The sequence below is a fragment of the Sphaerobacter thermophilus DSM 20745 genome, from assembly GCF_000024985.1.
GTDB classification, from domain to species: Bacteria; Chloroflexota; Chloroflexia; order Thermomicrobiales; family Thermomicrobiaceae; genus Sphaerobacter; species Sphaerobacter thermophilus.
In genome coordinates this window covers 644,840-662,867 of record NC_013524.1, presented here as the reverse complement: position 1 = coordinate 662,867, position 18,028 = coordinate 644,840, and the positions used below count along the sequence as shown (strand labels likewise).

Sequence of the window (18,028 nt, the reverse complement as noted above, 5' to 3'; positions counted from 1 at the left end):
GTCACGTGTATCTCATTGAGCAACAGGACGAGGCGCTCAACTATCGGCGCCGCCACAGCGGACTGATCGGGGTTTCCAGTAAAGTACCTATTCGCGACCGCGCGGTATTGAGCCTGGTGTACACCCCTGGCGTGGCCGAGGCGTGCCGTGTCATCAGCGAGGACCCCCTCAGCTCCTTCGAGTTGACCTCGCGCGGCAACACCGTGGCCATCGTCACTGACGGGTCGGATCTCTTCGGTCTGGCTGCCGGGTTGCCCGAGGCCGCGCTGCCGCTGCTGGAAGCCAAGAGCGTCCTCTTCAAGACCTTCGCCGGGATCGACGCCTTCCCGATCTGCCTCGACCAGCGGGACCCGTTGTCAGTCGTCGAGACCATCCTGGCCCTCACGCCCACCTTCGGCGCGATCTGCCTGGACCACATCAGCGCGCCGCACAGCTTCACCATCGCCGACCACCTGGAGAAGGGCAGCAACATCCCGGTCTTCAGCAACCAGCACCACGGCAGCGCCATCCTCGTGCTCGGGGCGCTGATGAACGCGCTCAAGGTGGTTGGCAAGCAACTGAATGAGATTCGGGTGGTCATCGGCGGGGCGGGCGTGGCCGGCATCGGCATCGCCCGCCTGCTCCACCGCGTCGGCGTGCGCGACCTCGTCGTGTGCGACCGGGCGGGGGCCATCTACCCCTACCGGCCCTACCGGATGAACTGGGCCAAGGCCTACGTCGCCAAGGAGTCGAACCCGGAGCACCGGCGCGGCAGCCTGGCCGAGATGCTGCGTGGCGCCGATGTCTTCATTGGGGTCTCCACCGGCGATGCCGTCACCCCGGAGATGATCGCCGAGATGGCGCGAGACCCGATCGTCTTCGCGATGGCGCTGCCGACGCCGGAGATCTCGCCCCAGGAGGCCAAGGCCGCCGGGGCCGCCGTGGTCGGCACCGGTCGCTCCGACCACCCCAACATGATGGACATCTCGCTCGTCTTCCCGGGCGTGTTCCGGGGGTTGCTCGACTCGGGCGCCCGCAACATCCGGCTGCGGACGCTGGTCTATGCCGCCGAGGCGCTGGCCGGGCTCGTGCCTGACGATGAGTTGCACGCCGACAACATCGTGCCCCGCATCTTTGACTTCCGCGTGGCGCCGACGCTGGCTGCCGCTGTGGTGCGTGCGGCGAAGGAGACCGGCGAGGCCGTCCACGATGTCGAGCCGGAAGAGGTAGCTGAGAATACCTTGCGCTACGTCTACGAAGGCATGCCCACCGCCCGGACCCGGCCCGCGGCCCCTTCTTCGGCCCCGCGCCCGCGTACCCTCCGCGAGCAGGCGATCGACCTACGACGGCGGTACAACGGCGTGCTGGAGATCCGGAGCAAGATCCCGATCAAGGATCACCACATCCTCAAGCTCCTGTATGTCCCCCCGGCCGCGCTGGCGCCGGTCGCCGAGGTGCAGGACAACCCCGGCGTCGTCTACGACCTGACGGTCAAGGAGAACCTGGTCGCGATCGTGACCGACGGCAGCGCCGTACTGGGCTTGGGCGACATCGGCCCGCAGGCCGCGCTCCCGGTCATGGAGGGCAAGGCGGTCCTGTTCCAGTCGCTGGCGGGTGTCGAGGCTTTCCCGATCTGCGTGGCCGAGCGCGATCCGCAGGCCATCGTCGACATCGTCACCGCCATCGCGCCGTCGTTCGGCGGGATCAACCTGGAGGACATCTCCGCGCCGCGCTGCTTCGAGATCGAGGCGGCTCTCAAGGAGCGGCTCGATCTGCCGGTCTTCCACGACGACCAGCACGGCACGGCGATCATCGTGCTGGCGGCGCTGCTCAATGCCTGCACGCTGCGTGGTACCCCGCTCGAAGAGGTCAAGATCGTCATCAACGGTGCCGGGTCGGCGGGCGTCGCGGTCGCGCGCCTCCTGCTGACCGTCGGCGTGGGTGACATCATCCTCTGCGACCGGCGGGGCATCGTCCATCGCGGGCGGCAGGATCTGAACCGGGTCAAGGAGGAACTGGCCCGCCTGACCAACAAGGAGCAGATCACCGGCACGCTCACCGAAGCGCTCGTCGGGGCGGACGTCTTCATCGGCGTCTCCGTCGCCGGAGCGCTGACGCAGGAGATGATCCGCAGCATGGCACCGGACCCGATCATCTTCGCCCTGGCCAACCCGGAGCCGGAGATCCTGCCGGACGAGGCCAAGGAGGCCGGGGCGTTCGTGGTGGCGACCGGGCGCTCCGACTACCCGAACCAGGTCAACAACTCGCTGGCCTTCCCCGGTGTCTTCCGCGGCGCGCTCGACGCCCGCGCGACCGACATCAACGACGCGATGAAGCTGGCGGCCGCCCGCGCCATCGCGGACCTGGTCTCGCCCAAGGAGTTGAGTCGCGACTTCGTCATCCCTGGTGCGCTGGACCTGCACGTGCCCGCCGCTGTCGCCGCGGCCGTGGCCCGCGCCGCTGTCGAGACCGGTGTGGCCCGCATCCCGGTCGACCCTGAGGAGGTCGCCGCCCGTACCCAGGAGTTGATCTACGAGCGCATCCAACGGTAGGGGCGTCATACGTCATCCGTCACCCGTCATCCGTCAAGGATCCTCAGTGTTGTCACGCGGGTCTGGCGCGGCCGCCGCTCTCCCCATCTTCATTGGATTTCGATACGACAACGCCCCTCTCCCAGTGTCTGGAGAGGGGCGTGCTCTGTGGAAGTCGGCGACTGACGGATGACGCATGACGTATGACGTATGACGCGTGACGCATCAAGCATCACGTCCCCACCCCGTTCCCGCAGAACCTACTCCATGCCCGGCTCGATCCTGAGGATTGGGCCGGTATAGTTCAGTTGCTGGAGCTTGTCGCGCAGCAGGCGCACGTCGATCTGCGTGGCCGTGGTGCTGACCAACACGGCGTCGGGGGAGGTGAGCACCGCCGCCCGGCACGCTTCGTCGATGGTTGTCGCCAGCGCCACGTCGTGCCCCGCTTCGCTCAGTACGTATCGCACCTCTGCAGCCGAGTCCGGATTCGGGTCAAGGAGGACGAACTGCATCGCCACGTCCTTCATCGCATGACTGTATTGCACCTATGATTCCCTGCTCATCTTTCCATTTTCAACCGATGTGGCCACAGAAAGAATTACATTTCGGTTACCCGGCATAGCTGGATCGCGCCCGGCGCTGCGCAAGCCCGTTGCTCGGATTCGGCTACACTTTTGTGAGGGATCAGTACGCACCGGGAGAGGCGGGAGGGCGTATGGCGCAAGATCGGAAGGCCGTTCTGACCGACATGGACGGGGTGCTGGTGCGCGGCCGGACGGTTATCCCCGGGGCGCCCGAGTTCATCGAGCGGCTCATCGCCGATGGACGACCGTTCCTCGTGATGACCAACAATTCGATGTACCCGCCAGCCATCCTGGCCCACCGCCTCCGGCGCATGGGATTGGAGATCCCTGAGGAGCGTATCCACACCTCGGCCCTGGCTACCGCGCAGTTCCTCAACAGCCAACACCCCCGGGGCACCGCCTATGTCGTTGGGGAAGACGGGCTCTACGAAGCGCTGGAAGACATCGGCTATACCTTCACTGACCGTTCCCCCGACTACGTCGTGTTGGGTGAAACCCAGGACTACAGCTTCGAACGGATCACCCGTGCCATCCGGCTGATCCAGGGCGGCGCCCGCTTCATCGCCACCAACCCCGATCCCTCCGGACCAAGCGAGGAGGGGATCGTCCCGGCCACCGGCGCGGTCGCGGCGTTGATCGAGCGCGCCATCGGCGCGGTGCCGTACTTCATCGGCAAGCCGAACCCATTGATGATCCGCACGGCGCTGCGCCGCCTCGGGGAGCACTCCGAGAATACGATCATGATCGGCGATCGGATGGACACTGACATCCTGATCGGGATCGAGAGCGGCCTGGAGACGGTGCTGGTGCTCACCGGCGTGACCACGCGCGAGATGGTCTCCAAGTTCCCCTACCAGCCTACCCGGATCGTCGACTCCGTCGCGGACTTGCCCTAGCCTGACGGCGGGGTCATGCCCGCCGCAGGATCGCGCGTGCCGTGGTTGGTGTGGGCCCGGGGCAACCCCTGCTAGTACGGTGTCTAGCGTCCAGGTCGGTGCCCGGGGGTGAACCCCCGGGCACCGACCACGGTGCGGGAACCGTTGTACCATCCGTCTGGGCCCCTACCTCGGCGCGGCGATCCTCACATCAATGAGCCCGAGTCCCGACCACGGTGTATGCATCCACCGCCCTCAAATGCATTCCATCACTTCCATGATCGGTTAGAGTAAACGGCGCTGCAGGCGTGCCGTGATGACCAGTGATGAAAGGGGCGTGGCGATGGGTGCAGCGGCGAATCGGAGCCGACGGAGCGAGTGGATTATCGACAAGACCGAGGCGGTTGCGCGCGACGGGATGGTCGCGGCGATGCAACCGCTGGCGGCCGAGGCGGGCGCGGAAATACTTGCCCGCGGCGGGAACGCCATCGACGCGGCGGTGGCGACGGCCTTCGCCATCGGGGTCGTCGAGCCGCACATGAGCGGCCTGGGCGGCATCGCGTTCCTGGTGTACCGCGACGGTGCTACCGGTGAGATCACCTGCCTCGACGGCAGCACCGTCCTCCCGGCGGCGATTCGGCCGGAGATGTTCGAACTCCTGCCGGGCGACCAGCGGGCCGGGATGTACAACTGGCGTGCGGTCAAGGACGACGCCAACAACACCGGGTGGCTCGCGCCCGGGGTGCCCGGCATGCCGGCCCTCGTCGGTGAGGCGCATCGGCGCTTCGGGCGCCTGCCCTGGCGCGAGGTCGTGCAGCCTGCCATCCGCCTGGCTGCCGACGGCTTCGAGGTCAACCACTACATCGCCATGTCGATCGCGGCGAACTGGGACCTGCTCCAGCGCTTCCCGTCCACACGCCGCGTCTATCTGAAGCCGTCAGGTGCGCCGCCAGCCCCGCCGATCTCCGGCCCGGGCGACCGTCTGGTGCAGCCCGACCTGGCCCGCACGCTCAGCATCATCGCCGAACAGGGCGTCGACGTGATCTACCGGGGTGAGATCGCCCGGATGATCGCGGAGGAGATGAAGCGCAACGGTGGTCTGATCACCGAGGAGGACCTCGCGGCACACCGCACCTACGAGCGCTCGCCGCACCTCGCGAGCTACCGCGGCTTCCAGATCGCCGGCGCGCTCGAGTCCAGCGGGTTCCCCACCGTCGTTGAGGCGCTGAAGATCGTCGAAGGGTTCGACCTGGCTGGAGCCGGGTTCCAGACGCCGGACGCGCTGCACCTGATCGCGGAGGCGCTGCGCCGAGCGATGGTCGACCGGCTGCGCCACCTGGGTGACCCGGCACTCATGCCGGTGCCGCTCCAGGGCGTCGTCTCGCCGGAGTACGCAGCGGTGCGCCGCGCCACGATCGACCCGTCTCGGGCGACGCCGGAGGAAGGTCCCGGCGACCCCTGGCCGTTCGATCCCAGCGGCGGGAAGTCCCCGGTCGAGCGCAGCGGCGCGCCCGGCGAGGGGAACACGACGCACATCACCGTCATCGACCGCGACCGCAATATGGTGGCGCTCACCTCGACGCTCGGCGGCATCTTCGGCTCCGGGGTGGTCATCGAGGGGACCGGCATCCTGCTCAACAACGCGGTCACCTGGTTCGACCCGGAGCCGGGCGCGGTCGCCTCGATCGGGCCGGGCAAGCGGGTCATGTCGGCCGCGACGCCGGTCGTGGTGCTGCGCGACGGGAAGCCGTTCGCCGCGCTCGGCTCCCCCGGTGGCCGGCGGGTCATGTCGGCGATCTACCAGGTGCTGGTGAACCTGATCGACTACGGGCTCGGCATGCAGGCGGCGATCTCCGCGCCGCGCCTGCATACTGAGGGGCCGGCGCTTGAGATCTCGACCCGGTTCCCGGAGGAGGTGCGCGCCGCCCTGGCCGAGCGCGGCCACCAGATCGTGCCGCGCGATGAGACGATCTCGGCAAGCTTCTTCGCCCGGCCGAACGGCATTCTCATCGACCAGGAGACGGGCGAGCTGCATGGCGGCGTCTTCCCCTTCACCCCGGCCACGGCGATCGGGGTGTAGGCGCATACCCCTCACCCCCTTACCCCCTCTTCCACAAGGGGAGAGGGGGAACGCGATGATGAGACACGCCCCCTCTCCCAACCTTGGGAGAGGGGGTTGGGGGTGAGGGCCAACCCCCTCTTGCCTCCGCCGCGCCTGTGTGCTACACTCGCCCCAGTATATGTGTAGTTATTCATGTGATTGCGGAGAGCGGACGCTGGGGGACAGGGTAGATGGCACGACCACGGCGCAATGAGCAGCTACGGGAGCTGGAGCCGGCCCCGGCGGCCGGCCAAATCGTGCACGTTGACGCGGTGCGTCGTGCCCGGCAACACCTGCCGGACGCGGCAACGCTCGACCAGACAACTGCCCTGTTCGCCGCTCTCGGTGACCCGACCCGCTTCCGGATCATCGCCGCCCTCCAGGTGCAGGAGCTCTGCGTTGGGGACCTCGCGGCCGCCATCGGGCTGTCTCAGTCGGCCGTGTCGCACCAACTGCGCGCGCTGCGCGACCTCGGGCTGGTGCGCTCGCGGCGGGAGGGGCGCCTAGTCTATTACGCCCTTGATGACGAGCACGTCGTGACCCTCGTGGCACAGGCGCTCGACCACGTGCGGCACCGGGAGGAGGATGCGCGGTGATCGTGACGCAGCGCCTCGACCTGTCCCAACTGCTCCCGCCCGAGCCGGCCGCCTGCGACCAGTGTCTCGACCGGGTGTACACCGTTCTCCAGTCGACCAAGGGGATCGACGGTGTGCACGTCGCCGGTCAGCGCGGCCGGGTGATCCTGCACTACGATCCGGACCTGATCCCGCTGGCCACGATCGAGGCACTGGCTCGCCGTGAGGGCCAGCGGCTTAATGCACGCTACGTCCACGAGGTCGTCCCCATCGAGGGGATGGACTGCGCCGACTGCGCCCGGACACTCGAGCGCGGAATCAGCCGCTTGCCGGGCGTCGAATGGGTATCGATCAACTTCGCCGGCGCACGAATGGCCGTCGAGTATGACGCGAACCGGGTCGGCCGGGAGGCTATCGCCAAGCGGGTGTCCGACCTCGGCTACCGCGTCGGGGTGACGAGCGGCGACCCTGCGGCGGCGCGTCCGGAGCGTCCCTCCTGGCTGGCGAAAGAGCATCTGCCGCTGGCCGTCGGGGCTGTGGCGACCATCACCGGCGCCGCGCTTGCGCTGCTCGGTGCCCCGTCGCTCGCGTCGACCCTCCTCTACGCCCTGGCGGCTTTGGTGGCCGGGCTGCCGATCGCGCGGAAGGCCGTCGCGACGGCGCGGGCCACCCACCGGCTCGACATCAACGCCCTGATGACAATTGCGGTCATCGGCGCGGCCTTCATCGGCGAGTGGCTCGAAGCGGCCACCGTCGTCGTCCTCTTCTCCCTCGGCGAGGCACTCGAGGGCTACACCATGGACCGTGCGCGCCGTTCGATCCGTTCCCTTATGCGGCTCACCCCGGCTGAGGCCGTGGTGCGCCGGGACGGCGTCGAGCAGCGGGTGCGGGTCGACGAGATCGCGCCCGGCGAGGTGGTCATTGTGCGGCCGGGCGAGCGGGTGCCGGTAGACGGCGTGGTCCTCGCCGGCGAGTCGACCGTGGACCAGGCGCCGATCACGGGCGAGAGCGTGCCGGTCGGGAAGGCCCCGGGCGACGACCTCTTCGCCGGGACCATCAACGGCGCCGGGGTGCTCGACGTGCGCGTGACGCGGCGCGCGGGCGACTCGACCATCGCCCGGATCATCCGCATGGTGGAGGACGCGCAGGCCCAGCGGGCGCCGACCCAGCGCTTCATCGATGTCTTTGCCAGCTACTACACGCCCGCCGTCGTGGCGCTGGCCGCGGCGCTTGCGGTGGTCCCGCCCGTCCTGTTCGATGGCGGGTGGTCCGAGTGGCTCTACCGCGCGCTGGTCCTGCTGGTGGTCGCCTGCCCCTGTGCGCTCGTCATCTCGACACCGGTCACCATCGTGTCGGCGATCGCCGCCGCTGCCCGGCGCGGCGTCCTGATCAAGGGCGGTGCCTACCTGGAGGCTGCCGGGTCGCTGCGGGCACTGGCCTTCGACAAGACGGGCACGCTCACGGTCGGCCAGCCCGAGGTCACCGCGGTGATCCCGCTCGACGGAGCCGACGAGGCCGACCTGCTCCGCGTCGCCGCTGCCGCCGAGCGCTACTCCGAGCACCCGCTGGGCGCGGCCATCCGCCGGGCTGCTGTGGCGCGGGGCATCGAGACGGACGGGCTGGCCGTCCACGACGTCACCGCTCACACGGCGCGGGGAATCGAGGCGCGAGTTGACGGAACAACGGTCCGCGTCGGCTCGCGCGATCTGGTGCTGGGCGGCGAGGTGCCGCCGGAGGTCGAGGAGCGCCTGGCGAGCCTGGAGGAGGCGGGGCAGACGGCGGTGCTGGTTGGGGTCGATGGGCGACTGGCCGGCATCATCGCTCTGGCCGACGCGCCGCGGCCGGAAGCGCCCGCCGCGATCCGCGCTATCAAGGACGCAGGCATCCGCGAGACGATCATGCTGACCGGTGACCGGCAGGCCGTGGCCGACGGGATCGCGCGCCAACTGGGGGTTGACGGAGTCGAGGCGGAGCTGCTCCCGGACCAGAAGGTGCGCGCCGTCGAGAACCTGCTCTCGCGCTACGGCGCGGTCGGCATGGTCGGCGACGGCATCAACGACGCCCCGGCCCTGGCGCGGGCCACGGTCGGGATCGCGATGGGTGCGGCTGGCACCGACGCCGCGCTGGAGACGGCAGACATCGCCCTGATGGGGGACGACCTGGGCAAGATCGCCGACACGATGCGTCTCTCCCGCGCCGCCAAGCGGGTGATCCTCCAGAACATCACGCTGGCGCTGGCCATCAAGGCGGTCTTCCTCGTGCTGGCGGTCGGCGGCGTTGCGACCCTTTGGGAAGCCGTCTTCGCCGACGTCGGCGCCTCGCTCCTCGTCATCGCCAACGGCATGCGCCTGCTGCGGCGGTGACGTGTTGAGTAGTGCGTGTTGCGTGTTCCGTGCTGCGTGTTCCGTTATGCCTCCACTCCGCGTGCTGATGACGGATCACGCAACACGGAACACGCACTACGCACTAATCCCCACGCCTCACCGGCTCGCTACCTCGGGCGCGTCGATCGTTACCGGGGCGTCGAAGTCGGAATAGGTGGTGATCATGTAGTGGTGGTTGGCGACCATCGCCTCCTGGCGGATGTGGTGCGTTTCTGTGCCTACCCACCAGAGGTACCAGACCTCGCCGCGGGTGTTGTCGGCGGGAGCGTAGAAGCTCACCAGCCGGCAGATTTCGCCGTCGATCTCCATCTCCCGGCCGAGGGTGAGCCCTTGCGGGTTGGTGTAGTAGTTCACCTGGGCCAGCGGGAAGCGGACCGGGCGCGCTCGTGGCTGCGCCGTCCAGGTTCCGTTGCCGTCGCGGTAGTACTGCGTGTCCCCGATCGCGATCGACTCCCCGCCGACGGCTGTGGCGTAGCGGAGGCGGTTCGGCGCGGCGAAGGCGAACTCCGTGGTGACGCTGTTTCCGGAGCCGTCCGTCAGCCGCTCGAAGCTGGACATCGAAGTGAGCCGGGACAGGCGGTCGATCGCGGCCTGGTAGAGCTCCTCGGCGGCCGGGTCGTTCTCCTCCCGCTGTTCAGGACCGATGAAGATCGGGTCCGGGAGGAGGAAGACGAAGGTCGCCACTTCCGGTTCGGGGGCGTCTCCGGCGAACTCCACCTCGGCCATCCACCAGCCCTTCACGCTGAACGGCGCGCGGGGGACTAGCCAGCGATCGTCCTCCTGGCGCTCGGCGCGCAGCCGCGGTGGATCGATCGGACGCTCCAACATGCGGAGCGTGACGTAGGCGCGCTGGACGTCGGGGAGCGGGGTACCGTCCGGGCCGCTGAGCCAGATCGTCAGATCCCGGTTCCCGGTGTCCGGGTGCGACATGAACAGGTGGGCATAGCGCTCGTCGTCGAGGTCGAACCGCAGGTGGAGCGGCTCGATCTGGGCAGGTGCCGGAGGGGCCGTGAGGGCCAGCACCGCTGCCGCGAGCAGCGCGCCCATGCCGAGCACGGCCTCTCCCCGCAGCGAGCGGAGCAGCGCCACCAGCCGCTGCAGACCGGTCTGGATCTGTCGCCGGTTGAACCAGGCGAGCACCAGGATCCCAAGCGCGATGCCGGTCTTCAGGAGGAGTACCCGGCCGTAGGGGCTGGTCCACGGCGGGCGACTCAGCGGCAGGAGCACGCCCGCGTTCGCCGCACCGGCGAGGAAGGCGACCGGTGCCAGTACCAGCGCCAGCCGGGAGAAGCGGCGGAGCGCCGGGCTGCTCTGCTCGCGCCAGAGGCGCGGGGTGGCCGCCAGGTGTACGACCCCGCCGATCCAGAAGACGATCGATTCCAGGTGCGCGGCGTTGAGTGCGATCGCGAGCGGCCGGTAGGACTCGCGCGCTGCTGAGTGACTGGTGAGGGTGAGCGTCAGCACCGCGGCAGCCGTCAGCAGGGCGCCCAGCGCGAGCAATGGTCGCCAACGTCGCCGCAGGGTGGGCAACGCCAGCAGGCCGAGCAGCGCCACGACGGCCACGTCGAGCCCGACGCGAGCCAGCCACGGCGTGGGCATGATGCCGAAAGCCTGGCCGAGTGACTGGCGCGGCAGATCGCCGGGCGGCAGGTAGGCCGTCATCGGGACCAGCGCCAGGTCGGCCAGGAGCGCCGCGGCCGCGCCCGTCAGCGCCAGCCGGCGGGAACGAGCGGTGAGCCGCGCGCCGAGGAGGCCGAGCAGCCACCACCCGGCGGCCACCGCGAGTCCCAGTAGCGTGAGCCAGCGCAGCGCGACCGCCTGTGGGGCGGGGCGCTCCCCGTCCGTCGCCGCCGCTCCGGCCGGCAGCCGGGCCTGCCCGACGCGGAACTCGAAGGTCCCCTGCAGCACGTGGCCGTCGACGAGCGACGCTGAGCGCCAGGCGACGGTGTAGGTGCCGTCGGGGAGGCGCGGCAGGGTGACGCGCATGTGCTGGGGATCGGCCGGGTCGACCTGCACATCGCCGTTGTCGACCCGCTGGCGGTCGGCGTCGTAGACCTCGATCGAGGAGCGCGCTTCCTCCAGCGGCTCGGTGAACCACAGCTCGACCGCCTCCGGCGGCACGCCATTGATCGACCCCGGCCCCGGTGTGCTGCGCGCCACGTCCAGTTCGCCGTGGGCGAGGGCCGCGGGCGCGATCAGAGTGGCGAGCGTGAAGACGAGGAGGGCGAGGAACGGGTGCCGGAGGCGGTGAGCGCGGCGGAGCCAACGTGCAGGTGCCATGTCGCGCACAAGCGGCAAGTCCTTGCTCAGACGAACCAACGCCAGGGCACGGTGGCCCCGGCGTCTCAACTGTACCATGCTGGTGCGCGTCCGCTGGTGCGCGCGGCGTGGGCTACTGCTGCGCGGTGACCTGGAAGAGCTGGATCAGGTTCCCGCAGGTGTCGTCCAGCATCGCCACGATGACCGGCCCCATCGGGGTCGGATCCATCGTGAACTGCACGCCCCGCGCCTTCATCTGCTCGACCTCCGCATGGATGTCATCCACGGCGAAGGCGGTGGCCGGAATGCCGTTCTCGAACAGCGCTCGCTGGTACGCCTGTGCCGCGCCCGCGAGGGTGGGGTTGTTGTTGGGCTCAAGCGAGAGCTCAACCTCGTCCGGCGCGTCGGGCGAGGCGACGGTCAGCCACCAGCCCTGCTCCATCTTGAGGTCCTGCTTGGTGATGAAGCCGAGCTTCTCGGTGTAGAAGGCGTGGGCCTTCTCCTGGTCGTCAACCAAAAGGCTCGTGACCCGTATCCTCGGGGCCATGCTTTCTCCTCTCGGCGGTGAGGCCGTGCGAACCTGCCGGGGATCGCTCATCTGTTCGCATTATACGTACACACCCGGTGCTGTCACCTGACCCACCGGACAGGTGACGACGCCGGGTGTGTCGGTGCATTACGTCCGTCTGGAGTTGCTACTCGCTTGTGGCGGTCTCCTCCGGCGTGCGCTGGCGCTCCTCCTCAACCAGCACGCGGCGCAGCACCTTGCCGACCCCGCTCTTGGGCAGCGTGTCGCGGAACTCGAACGCATGCGGCACCTTGTAGGCGGAGAGATGCTCGCGGCAGTACGCTTCCAGCTCCTCCGCCGTCGCGCTCGCCCCCGGCTTCAGGACTACGTAGGCCTTCACCGACTCGCCCCGGTAGGGGTCGGGCACGCCGATGACGCCGGCCTCCAGCACCGCCGGGTGCTCGTAGAGGACCTCCTCGACCTCGCGCGGGTAGACGTTCAAGCCGCTCGCCAGAATCATGTCCTTCTTGCGGTCGACGATGGTGAAGTAGCCGTCCTCGTCCATGGTGGCGATGTCGCCGGTGTAGAACCAGCCGTCGCGCATGGCGTCCGCCGTTTCCTCCGGCATGCCCCAGTAGCCCGCCATCACCTGCGGCCCGCGGATGCGCAGCTCGCCCGGCTCGCCGGGCGGGAGGACGCGGGTGCCGGTGTCGATATCGACGATCTCGGCGTCGGTGTCCGGCACCGGGATGCCGATCGTCCCCGGCTTGCGCAGCCCGGTCGCCGGGTTGACGTGCGTGACCGGGGAGGTTTCGGACAGCCCGTAGCCCTCGATAATCGTGGCGCCGAAGCGCTGCTCGAAGGCCTCCATCACCTCGAGCGGCATCGGCGCCCCACCCGAGTTGCAGAAGCGGATCGAGCCGACGCCGTACTCCTCGGCGTTGGGGACGCTGTTGATCGCGACGTACATCGTCGGGACGCCGGGGAACGAGGTCGGCTGGGTCGCCTTGATCGTTTCCAGCACCTCGGCCGGTTCGAAGCGCGGGAGCAGGATCAACTCCCCGCCGCGGGCCAGCCCCAGGTTCATGCAGACCGTCATGCCGTAGACGTGGAAGAGTGGCAGGACCGTCAGCACCCGCAGGTCGGCGCCGCTGGGAAAGTCAGGGTTGGGGGCGGCCGACTGCAGTACGTTCACTACCAGATTGCGGTGTGTCAGCATGGCGCCCTTGGCGATGCCGGTGGTGCCGCCGGTGTACTGGAGCACCGCGACGTCATCGGGCGTTACCTGCACATCCGGCGGCGCGCCGGTCGTGGACATCAGCACTTCCTCGAAGGCGCGGGCCTCCGGCCCCGGGGTCACCTCACCCCGCAGCCGGGTCACCAGCACGTTCCTGAGGTTCACCTGGGGCAGCACCGCCTGCACCATCGGGTAGAGCATATCGGCTACGACGATCGTCTCCGCGCCCGACGTGCTGAGGTGGTGCACCAGCTCGCGCGGGGTGCTGAGCGGGCTGACCTGCACGACGATCCCGCCTGCCCGCAGCGTGCCGAAGTAGGCGATGACGTACTGGGGGCAGTTCGGCAGCATGAGCGCGACGCGATCCCCCTTGCCGATGCCCAGCTCCGCCAGGGCCGCGGCGCAGCGCAGCACCCGGCCCCACAGCTCACGGTAGGTCATCGAGATCGTGGCGAAGCGCAGCGCGGTCAGATCGGCGTGCTTGGCCACCGACTGCTCGATGAACTGGTCCAGCGTGACCTCGGGATACTCCAGCGTCGCCGGGACGCCGGGCGGATAGTGCGCTAGCCAGGGACGTTCCGACATCGTAACGCCTCCTTGGTCCAGGCGGGATGTGCGCCTGTCCGCCGTTATTCTTGAGAGGCTGATATTGCTATCCTAGCGCACATTTCCTGCCATAGCAAGGATGAGGCGTCACGCGTCATGAACGTTGCGATATGCGCAAGGTGTCGGCATTCATCCCCGGCCCTCGGTGTCCCCCGACTCCGCCCGGTAGAGGGTGGCGCGTTCCCGATAGTGGGCGGCACCGGCTCGGGTGGCGGCCAGGTCCTCGTCGCTGACGCTGCGCTTGACCGTCGCCGGTACGCCCATCAGTAGCGAGCGGGGCGGGAACTCCTTCCCCTCCGGCACCAGCGCTCCGGCCGCGACGACGCAGCCGGGCCCGAGCCGGGCGCCGTTGAGGATGATCGCCCCCATCCCGATCAGGCACTCGTCACCGATCTCGCAGCCGTGGAGGATCGCACCGTGGCCGACCACCACGTCGCGCCCCACCCGGCAGGGGAAGCCAGGGTCGGCATGGACGATCACACCGTCCTGGATGTTGCTCCCGGCCCCGATCTCGATCCGGTCGGCGTCGCCGCGGAGCACCGCGTTGAACCAGATGCTCGCGTGCGGGCCGAGTGCGACATCACCGATGATCTGGGCGCCGTCGGCAACGTAGGCACTGGGATCGATCTCGGGGTGCTTACCGCGGAAGGGGCGAACGGGCATAGGGTCGCTGCTCCTTTCGCGCTACCGCCCAGTCCAGACCGGTTTGCGCCGCTCGACGAACGCCTGGACTGCGTTGCGGAAATCCTCGCTCATGTAGCACGAGATAATCAGGTCTTCGCCTTCGTGGGTGTCGAGCGCCTGCTGCTCGACGATGCGGCGGATGCCCTCTTTGGTCGCGCTCAGCGTCCGGGGGGCGAGCGAGAGCAGCCGCTCGGTCACCTCGGCCACTCGGGTCTCCAACTGCTCGGCCGGGACCACCTCGGTCACGACGCCGAGCTGCAGCGCCTCCTCCGCGTTCAGCAGCCGGGCAAGCATGAGCATCTCTTTGGCCTTGATCGGCCCGACGTACGACACGAGCCGGCTGTAGCTTCGCATCGAGAGGCAGTTGCCGATGGTGCGCGCGATCGGAATGCCGAAACGCAGGTCCGGCGTGGCGTAGCGGAAGTCGGCAGCCAACGCCAGCCCCGCGCCCCCGCCGACACAGTAGCCGCGCAGCACTGCAATGACGGGCTTGCGGACCCGCTCCAGCCGGTTCCCGACTTCGTCGGTCTGGACTTCGTACTGAATGGCGTCCTCCGGGTCGTCGAAGGTGCGGAACTGGCTGATATCGGTGCCCGCGACGAAGGCGCGGTCGCCCGCGCCCTTGAGGTGGACGACGCGGATACGGTCGTCCTCGTCGATCATGTCGCAGTACTCGATCAGCCGGTCGTACATGTTCCACGTCATCGCGTTCATGGCCTCGGGCCGGTTGAACGTGATGGTGGCGACCGGGCCATCCACCTCGAACAGGATCTCGTTTGCGGGGTCGGTCGTCATCGTCTATCGCTCCCTGTCCTCTCCTTTGACCCGGCTCGTGGCTATCGCGGTGTTCCCGGTGGGACCGCGAAGTGACGCGTTCCTTCCCCGAGTCGGCCATGGCCCAGTGGCTAGACAATGCCGCGCTCGCGCAGGTCGGCAATCGCGGCGGCGTCGTAGCCGAGTTCCGCGAGGACCTCGTCCGTGTGCTGGCCGAGCAGCGGCGGCGCCGAGCGAACCGTTCCGGGCGTGTCCGACAGCTTGGCCGGGATCCCCACGGTCTTGACCTCACCGGCGGTCGGATGCTGGAGGGTGACGACCATCTCTCGGGCGAGCACGTGTGGGTCATGCAGGATCTGCTCGACGGTGTTGATCGGCCCGGCTGGCACCCCGGCGCGCTCCAGCAGCTCCATCCACTCCGCGGTCGTTCGCTGCGCCATGATCGCGCCGACGGTGGCGACGACGTCCGCGCGATTCGTCACGCGCTCGGCGTTCGTCCGGAAACCGGGCTGGTCCGCAAGCTCAGGCCGGCCAGCCGCCTGGCAGAACTGCTGCCAGAGCCGGTCGTTGCCGACCGCCAGCATGATGTAGCCGTCGGCCGTGGCGAACGGCTGGTAGGGGACGATGTTGGGATGGGCGGAGCCGTAGCGACCGGGGTTTTTCCCGGAGGCGAAGTAGTTGCCGGCCGCGTAGGTCAGCCAGGAGAGCTGCGCGTCGAGCAGCGAGACGTCGATGGCCTGGCCTTCTCCCGTTCGCTCGCGGTGGTAAAGCGCCGCAGCGATCGCGAAGACCGCCCACATGCCGGCGCCGATGTCAGCGATCGACATCCCGTGCTTCATCGGCGGGCCGTCCGGCTCTCCGGTGATCGCCATCATGCCGCTCATGGCCTGCGCCAGGGCATCGTAGCCGGGCCGGTCCCGGTAGGGGCCGGTCTGACCGAAGCCGGAGATGGAGCAGTAGATGATGCTGGGGTTCTCCTGGCGCAGCCGCTCGTAGCCGATGCCCAGGCGATCGGCCGTGCCCGGCCGAAAGTTCTCGATGGCCACGTCGGCGGTGCGGGCGAGGCGGTAGATGATCTCTCGCCCCTCCGGCGTGCTCATGTCGACGGTGATGCTCTTCTTGTTGCGGTTGATGCTGAGGAAGTAGCCGCTTTCGCCCCCGACGAAGGGTGGTCCCCAGTGTCGCGTGTCATCGCCGGCGCCGGGGCGCTCGACCTTGATGACCTCCGCGCCGAAGTCGGCGAGCACCATGGTGCAGTAGGGTCCGCTGAGGATGCGTGAAAGGTCCAGGACTCTCACTCCCGCGAATGGTCCCGACAACGACCTGCCCCCCTTACTCAATCCAAAGGACCGCTGAACGTCGTCAGCCTGTGCCGGATCTAATCGCCGTCGGTGAGTCCGGCCTCGGGCTCTGGCTCAGGCTCGACTCCTCCGCGCCAGCGCTCGATGATCTGGCTGCGTATGACCGGCCACAGCAGCGCCGTGATGGCCAGGACCATCAGCGCGCCGGAGATGGGGCGGGTGAAAAAGATCGACCAATCGCCGTGCGAGAGCGTGAGTGACCGACGCAGGTTCTGCTCTGCCAGCGGGCCGAGGACCAACCCCAGGATCAATCCGGCCGCCGGGAAGTCGAGCCGCTTCATGATAAACCCAAGCAGGCCGAAGATCCCCATGAAGAGCACGTCGATCGGGTTGTTCCCCAGTGAGTAGGCACCGACCACGGCGAACATCACGATGAAGGATGCCTGAATCGGGTACGACACCCGAAGCGCACTGGCGAAGAGCGGGATGGCGAACATGTTGAGCAGGACCAGCATGACGTTGCCGATGTACATGCTGGCAATCAGGCCCCAGGCGAAGTCCGGGTGCTCGGTGAACAGGAGGGGTCCGGGCCGAAGGCCCCAGAGGAGGAATCCGCCGAGCAGCACCGCCGTTGTCCCTGATCCGGGGATGCCCAGGGTGAGCAGCGGGATCATCGCGGCGGCCGAGGCGGCGTTGTTGGCGGACTCGGGCGCGGCGACGCCCTCGATGGCCCCCTTGCCGAACTCGTGGCCGTGCTTCGAAGCCTTGCGCTCCACGCTGTAGGCAATGAACGACGCCAGCGTCGACCCGGCGCCTGGCAGAATGCCGACGATGAACCCGACGACGGTGCCGCGCACGATCGCCCAGCGCGAGCGGACCCAGTCGGCGGCCGACGGCAGCGCATCGCGCCAGCTTGGCGGCGCCTGCACCACCGGGTGCCCGCCCGGCTTCATCATCCCTTCGAGGATCTCACCGAGGCCGAAGAGCCCGATGGCCACGACCAGGAAGCTGAAGCCGTCGAGCATCCAGTCCTGCCCAAAGGTGAAGCGTGGCCGACCCGACATGACATCCAGGCCGACGGTGGCCAGGAGCAGCCCGGCGGTCACCGAGATCAGTCCCTTGACGGGCGAGCGGCCACTGATGGCGGAGATCGCGGTGAAGCCGAGCAGGATCAGGGCGAAGTACTCGGGAGGGCCGAACTGGAGGGCGACGCGGGTCAGGACCGGGCTGAGGAGGGTCACCATCACCACGCCGAATGTCCCGGCGATGAACGATCCGATGGTCGCGATGCCCAAGGCCTTCGCCGCCCGGCCCTGGCGTGCCATCTGATACCCGTCCAGGGTCGTCACGACGGTTGCCGACTCGCCGGGGATGTTGGCCAGCACGGAGCTGATCGTGCCGCCGTACTGGGCGCCGTAGTAGATGCCGGCCAGCATGATGATGGCGCTGGTCGGATCCATGCCGAACGTGAGCGGCAGCAGCAGTGACACGCCGACGACGGTGCCGATGCCGGGCAGGGCGCCGATGACTGTCCCGGCGAACACACCGATCAGCGCGAAGAGCAGATTTGTGGGTGTGAGCGCGACCGCGAAGCCGTGGAGCAGATTCTGGAGCAGATCAATCACGCCGC

At 68.6% G+C, this 18,028-nt stretch carries 13 protein-coding genes and 1 pseudogene; 6 read left to right on the top strand and 8 right to left on the bottom strand.

Annotation, left to right across the window (positions count from 1 at the left end; genetic code table 11):
• Positions 1 to 5: 5 nt before the first annotated feature.
• A pseudogene (locus tag STHE_RS19705) lies at positions 6 to 1,151 on the top strand (NAD(P)-dependent malic enzyme); the annotation flags it as partial.
• Between the two features lie 90 nt (positions 1,152 to 1,241).
• Positions 1,242 to 2,531 carry an NAD(P)-dependent malic enzyme gene (locus tag STHE_RS19700; protein ID WP_052295433.1) on the top strand — a complete coding sequence of 430 codons (1,290 nt, stop codon included), beginning with the start codon at positions 1,242 to 1,244 and terminating at the stop codon, positions 2,529 to 2,531.
• A gap of 239 nt (positions 2,532 to 2,770) precedes the next feature.
• Here STHE_RS19700 and STHE_RS15090 read toward each other — a convergent pair whose 3' ends face one another.
• Positions 2,771 to 3,055: a response regulator transcription factor gene (locus tag STHE_RS15090; protein WP_012873451.1), complete on the bottom strand. Its 285-nt coding sequence runs from the start codon at positions 3,053 to 3,055 to the stop codon at positions 2,771 to 2,773.
• Positions 3,056 to 3,225: 170 nt separating this feature from the next.
• Between STHE_RS15090 and STHE_RS15085 the strand changes: the two genes are divergently transcribed.
• The 4 genes from STHE_RS15085 to STHE_RS15070 all read left to right on the top strand — a co-directional run bounded on the left by STHE_RS15085 (position 3,226) and on the right by STHE_RS15070 (position 9,008).
• Positions 3,226 to 3,990, top strand: coding sequence for an HAD-IIA family hydrolase (locus STHE_RS15085; RefSeq protein ID WP_012873450.1), 765 nt, complete (start codon positions 3,226 to 3,228; stop codon positions 3,988 to 3,990).
• A gap of 322 nt (positions 3,991 to 4,312) precedes the next feature.
• Positions 4,313 to 6,049 (top strand): gamma-glutamyltransferase, encoded by a 1,737-nt coding sequence (gene ggt / locus STHE_RS15080; RefSeq protein ID WP_169308214.1) that lies wholly within the window; start codon positions 4,313 to 4,315, stop codon positions 6,047 to 6,049.
• 212 nt (positions 6,050 to 6,261) lie between these two features.
• Positions 6,262 to 6,666 carry an ArsR/SmtB family transcription factor gene (locus STHE_RS15075; RefSeq protein WP_012873448.1) on the top strand — a complete coding sequence of 135 codons (405 nt, stop codon included), beginning with the start codon at positions 6,262 to 6,264 and terminating at the stop codon, positions 6,664 to 6,666.
• Positions 6,663 to 9,008 (top strand): heavy metal translocating P-type ATPase, encoded by a 2,346-nt coding sequence (locus STHE_RS15070; RefSeq protein ID WP_012873447.1) that lies wholly within the window; start codon positions 6,663 to 6,665, stop codon positions 9,006 to 9,008. The genes STHE_RS15075 and STHE_RS15070 overlap by 4 nt, the downstream gene beginning before the upstream one ends.
• A 117-nt stretch (positions 9,009 to 9,125) precedes the next feature.
• Here the strand turns inward: STHE_RS15070 and STHE_RS15065 are convergent, their stop codons facing one another.
• The 7 genes from STHE_RS15065 to STHE_RS15035 all read right to left on the bottom strand — a co-directional run bounded on the left by STHE_RS15065 (position 9,126) and on the right by STHE_RS15035 (position 18,023).
• The gene (locus tag STHE_RS15065; protein ID WP_012873446.1) at positions 9,126 to 11,387 is read right to left on the bottom strand and encodes a copper resistance CopC/CopD family protein; all 2,262 of its coding nucleotides are present in this window, start codon (positions 11,385 to 11,387) and stop codon (positions 9,126 to 9,128) included.
• A gap of 34 nt (positions 11,388 to 11,421) precedes the next feature.
• A complete protein-coding gene (locus tag STHE_RS15060) occupies positions 11,422 to 11,835 on the bottom strand; it encodes a VOC family protein (protein WP_012873445.1) in 414 nt (137 codons plus the stop codon).
• Between the two features lie 148 nt (positions 11,836 to 11,983).
• Complete coding sequence (locus STHE_RS15055; RefSeq protein WP_012873444.1) at positions 11,984 to 13,618, bottom strand: long-chain-fatty-acid--CoA ligase; 1,635 nt, start codon at positions 13,616 to 13,618, stop codon at positions 11,984 to 11,986.
• Positions 13,619 to 13,768: 150 nt separating this feature from the next.
• Positions 13,769 to 14,302: a gamma carbonic anhydrase family protein gene (locus tag STHE_RS15050; RefSeq protein ID WP_012873443.1), complete on the bottom strand. Its 534-nt coding sequence runs from the start codon at positions 14,300 to 14,302 to the stop codon at positions 13,769 to 13,771.
• Between the two features lie 21 nt (positions 14,303 to 14,323).
• On the bottom strand, positions 14,324 to 15,118 hold the full coding sequence (locus STHE_RS15045) for an enoyl-CoA hydratase/isomerase family protein (RefSeq protein ID WP_012873442.1): 795 nt from the start codon (positions 15,116 to 15,118) through the stop codon (positions 14,324 to 14,326).
• 110 nt (positions 15,119 to 15,228) lie between these two features.
• Complete coding sequence (locus STHE_RS15040) at positions 15,229 to 16,395, bottom strand: CaiB/BaiF CoA transferase family protein (protein WP_245534910.1); 1,167 nt, start codon at positions 16,393 to 16,395, stop codon at positions 15,229 to 15,231.
• 80 nt (positions 16,396 to 16,475) lie between these two features.
• Positions 16,476 to 18,023: a tripartite tricarboxylate transporter permease gene (locus STHE_RS15035; RefSeq protein WP_012873440.1), complete on the bottom strand. Its 1,548-nt coding sequence runs from the start codon at positions 18,021 to 18,023 to the stop codon at positions 16,476 to 16,478.
• Between the last annotated feature and the right edge of the window lie 5 nt (positions 18,024 to 18,028).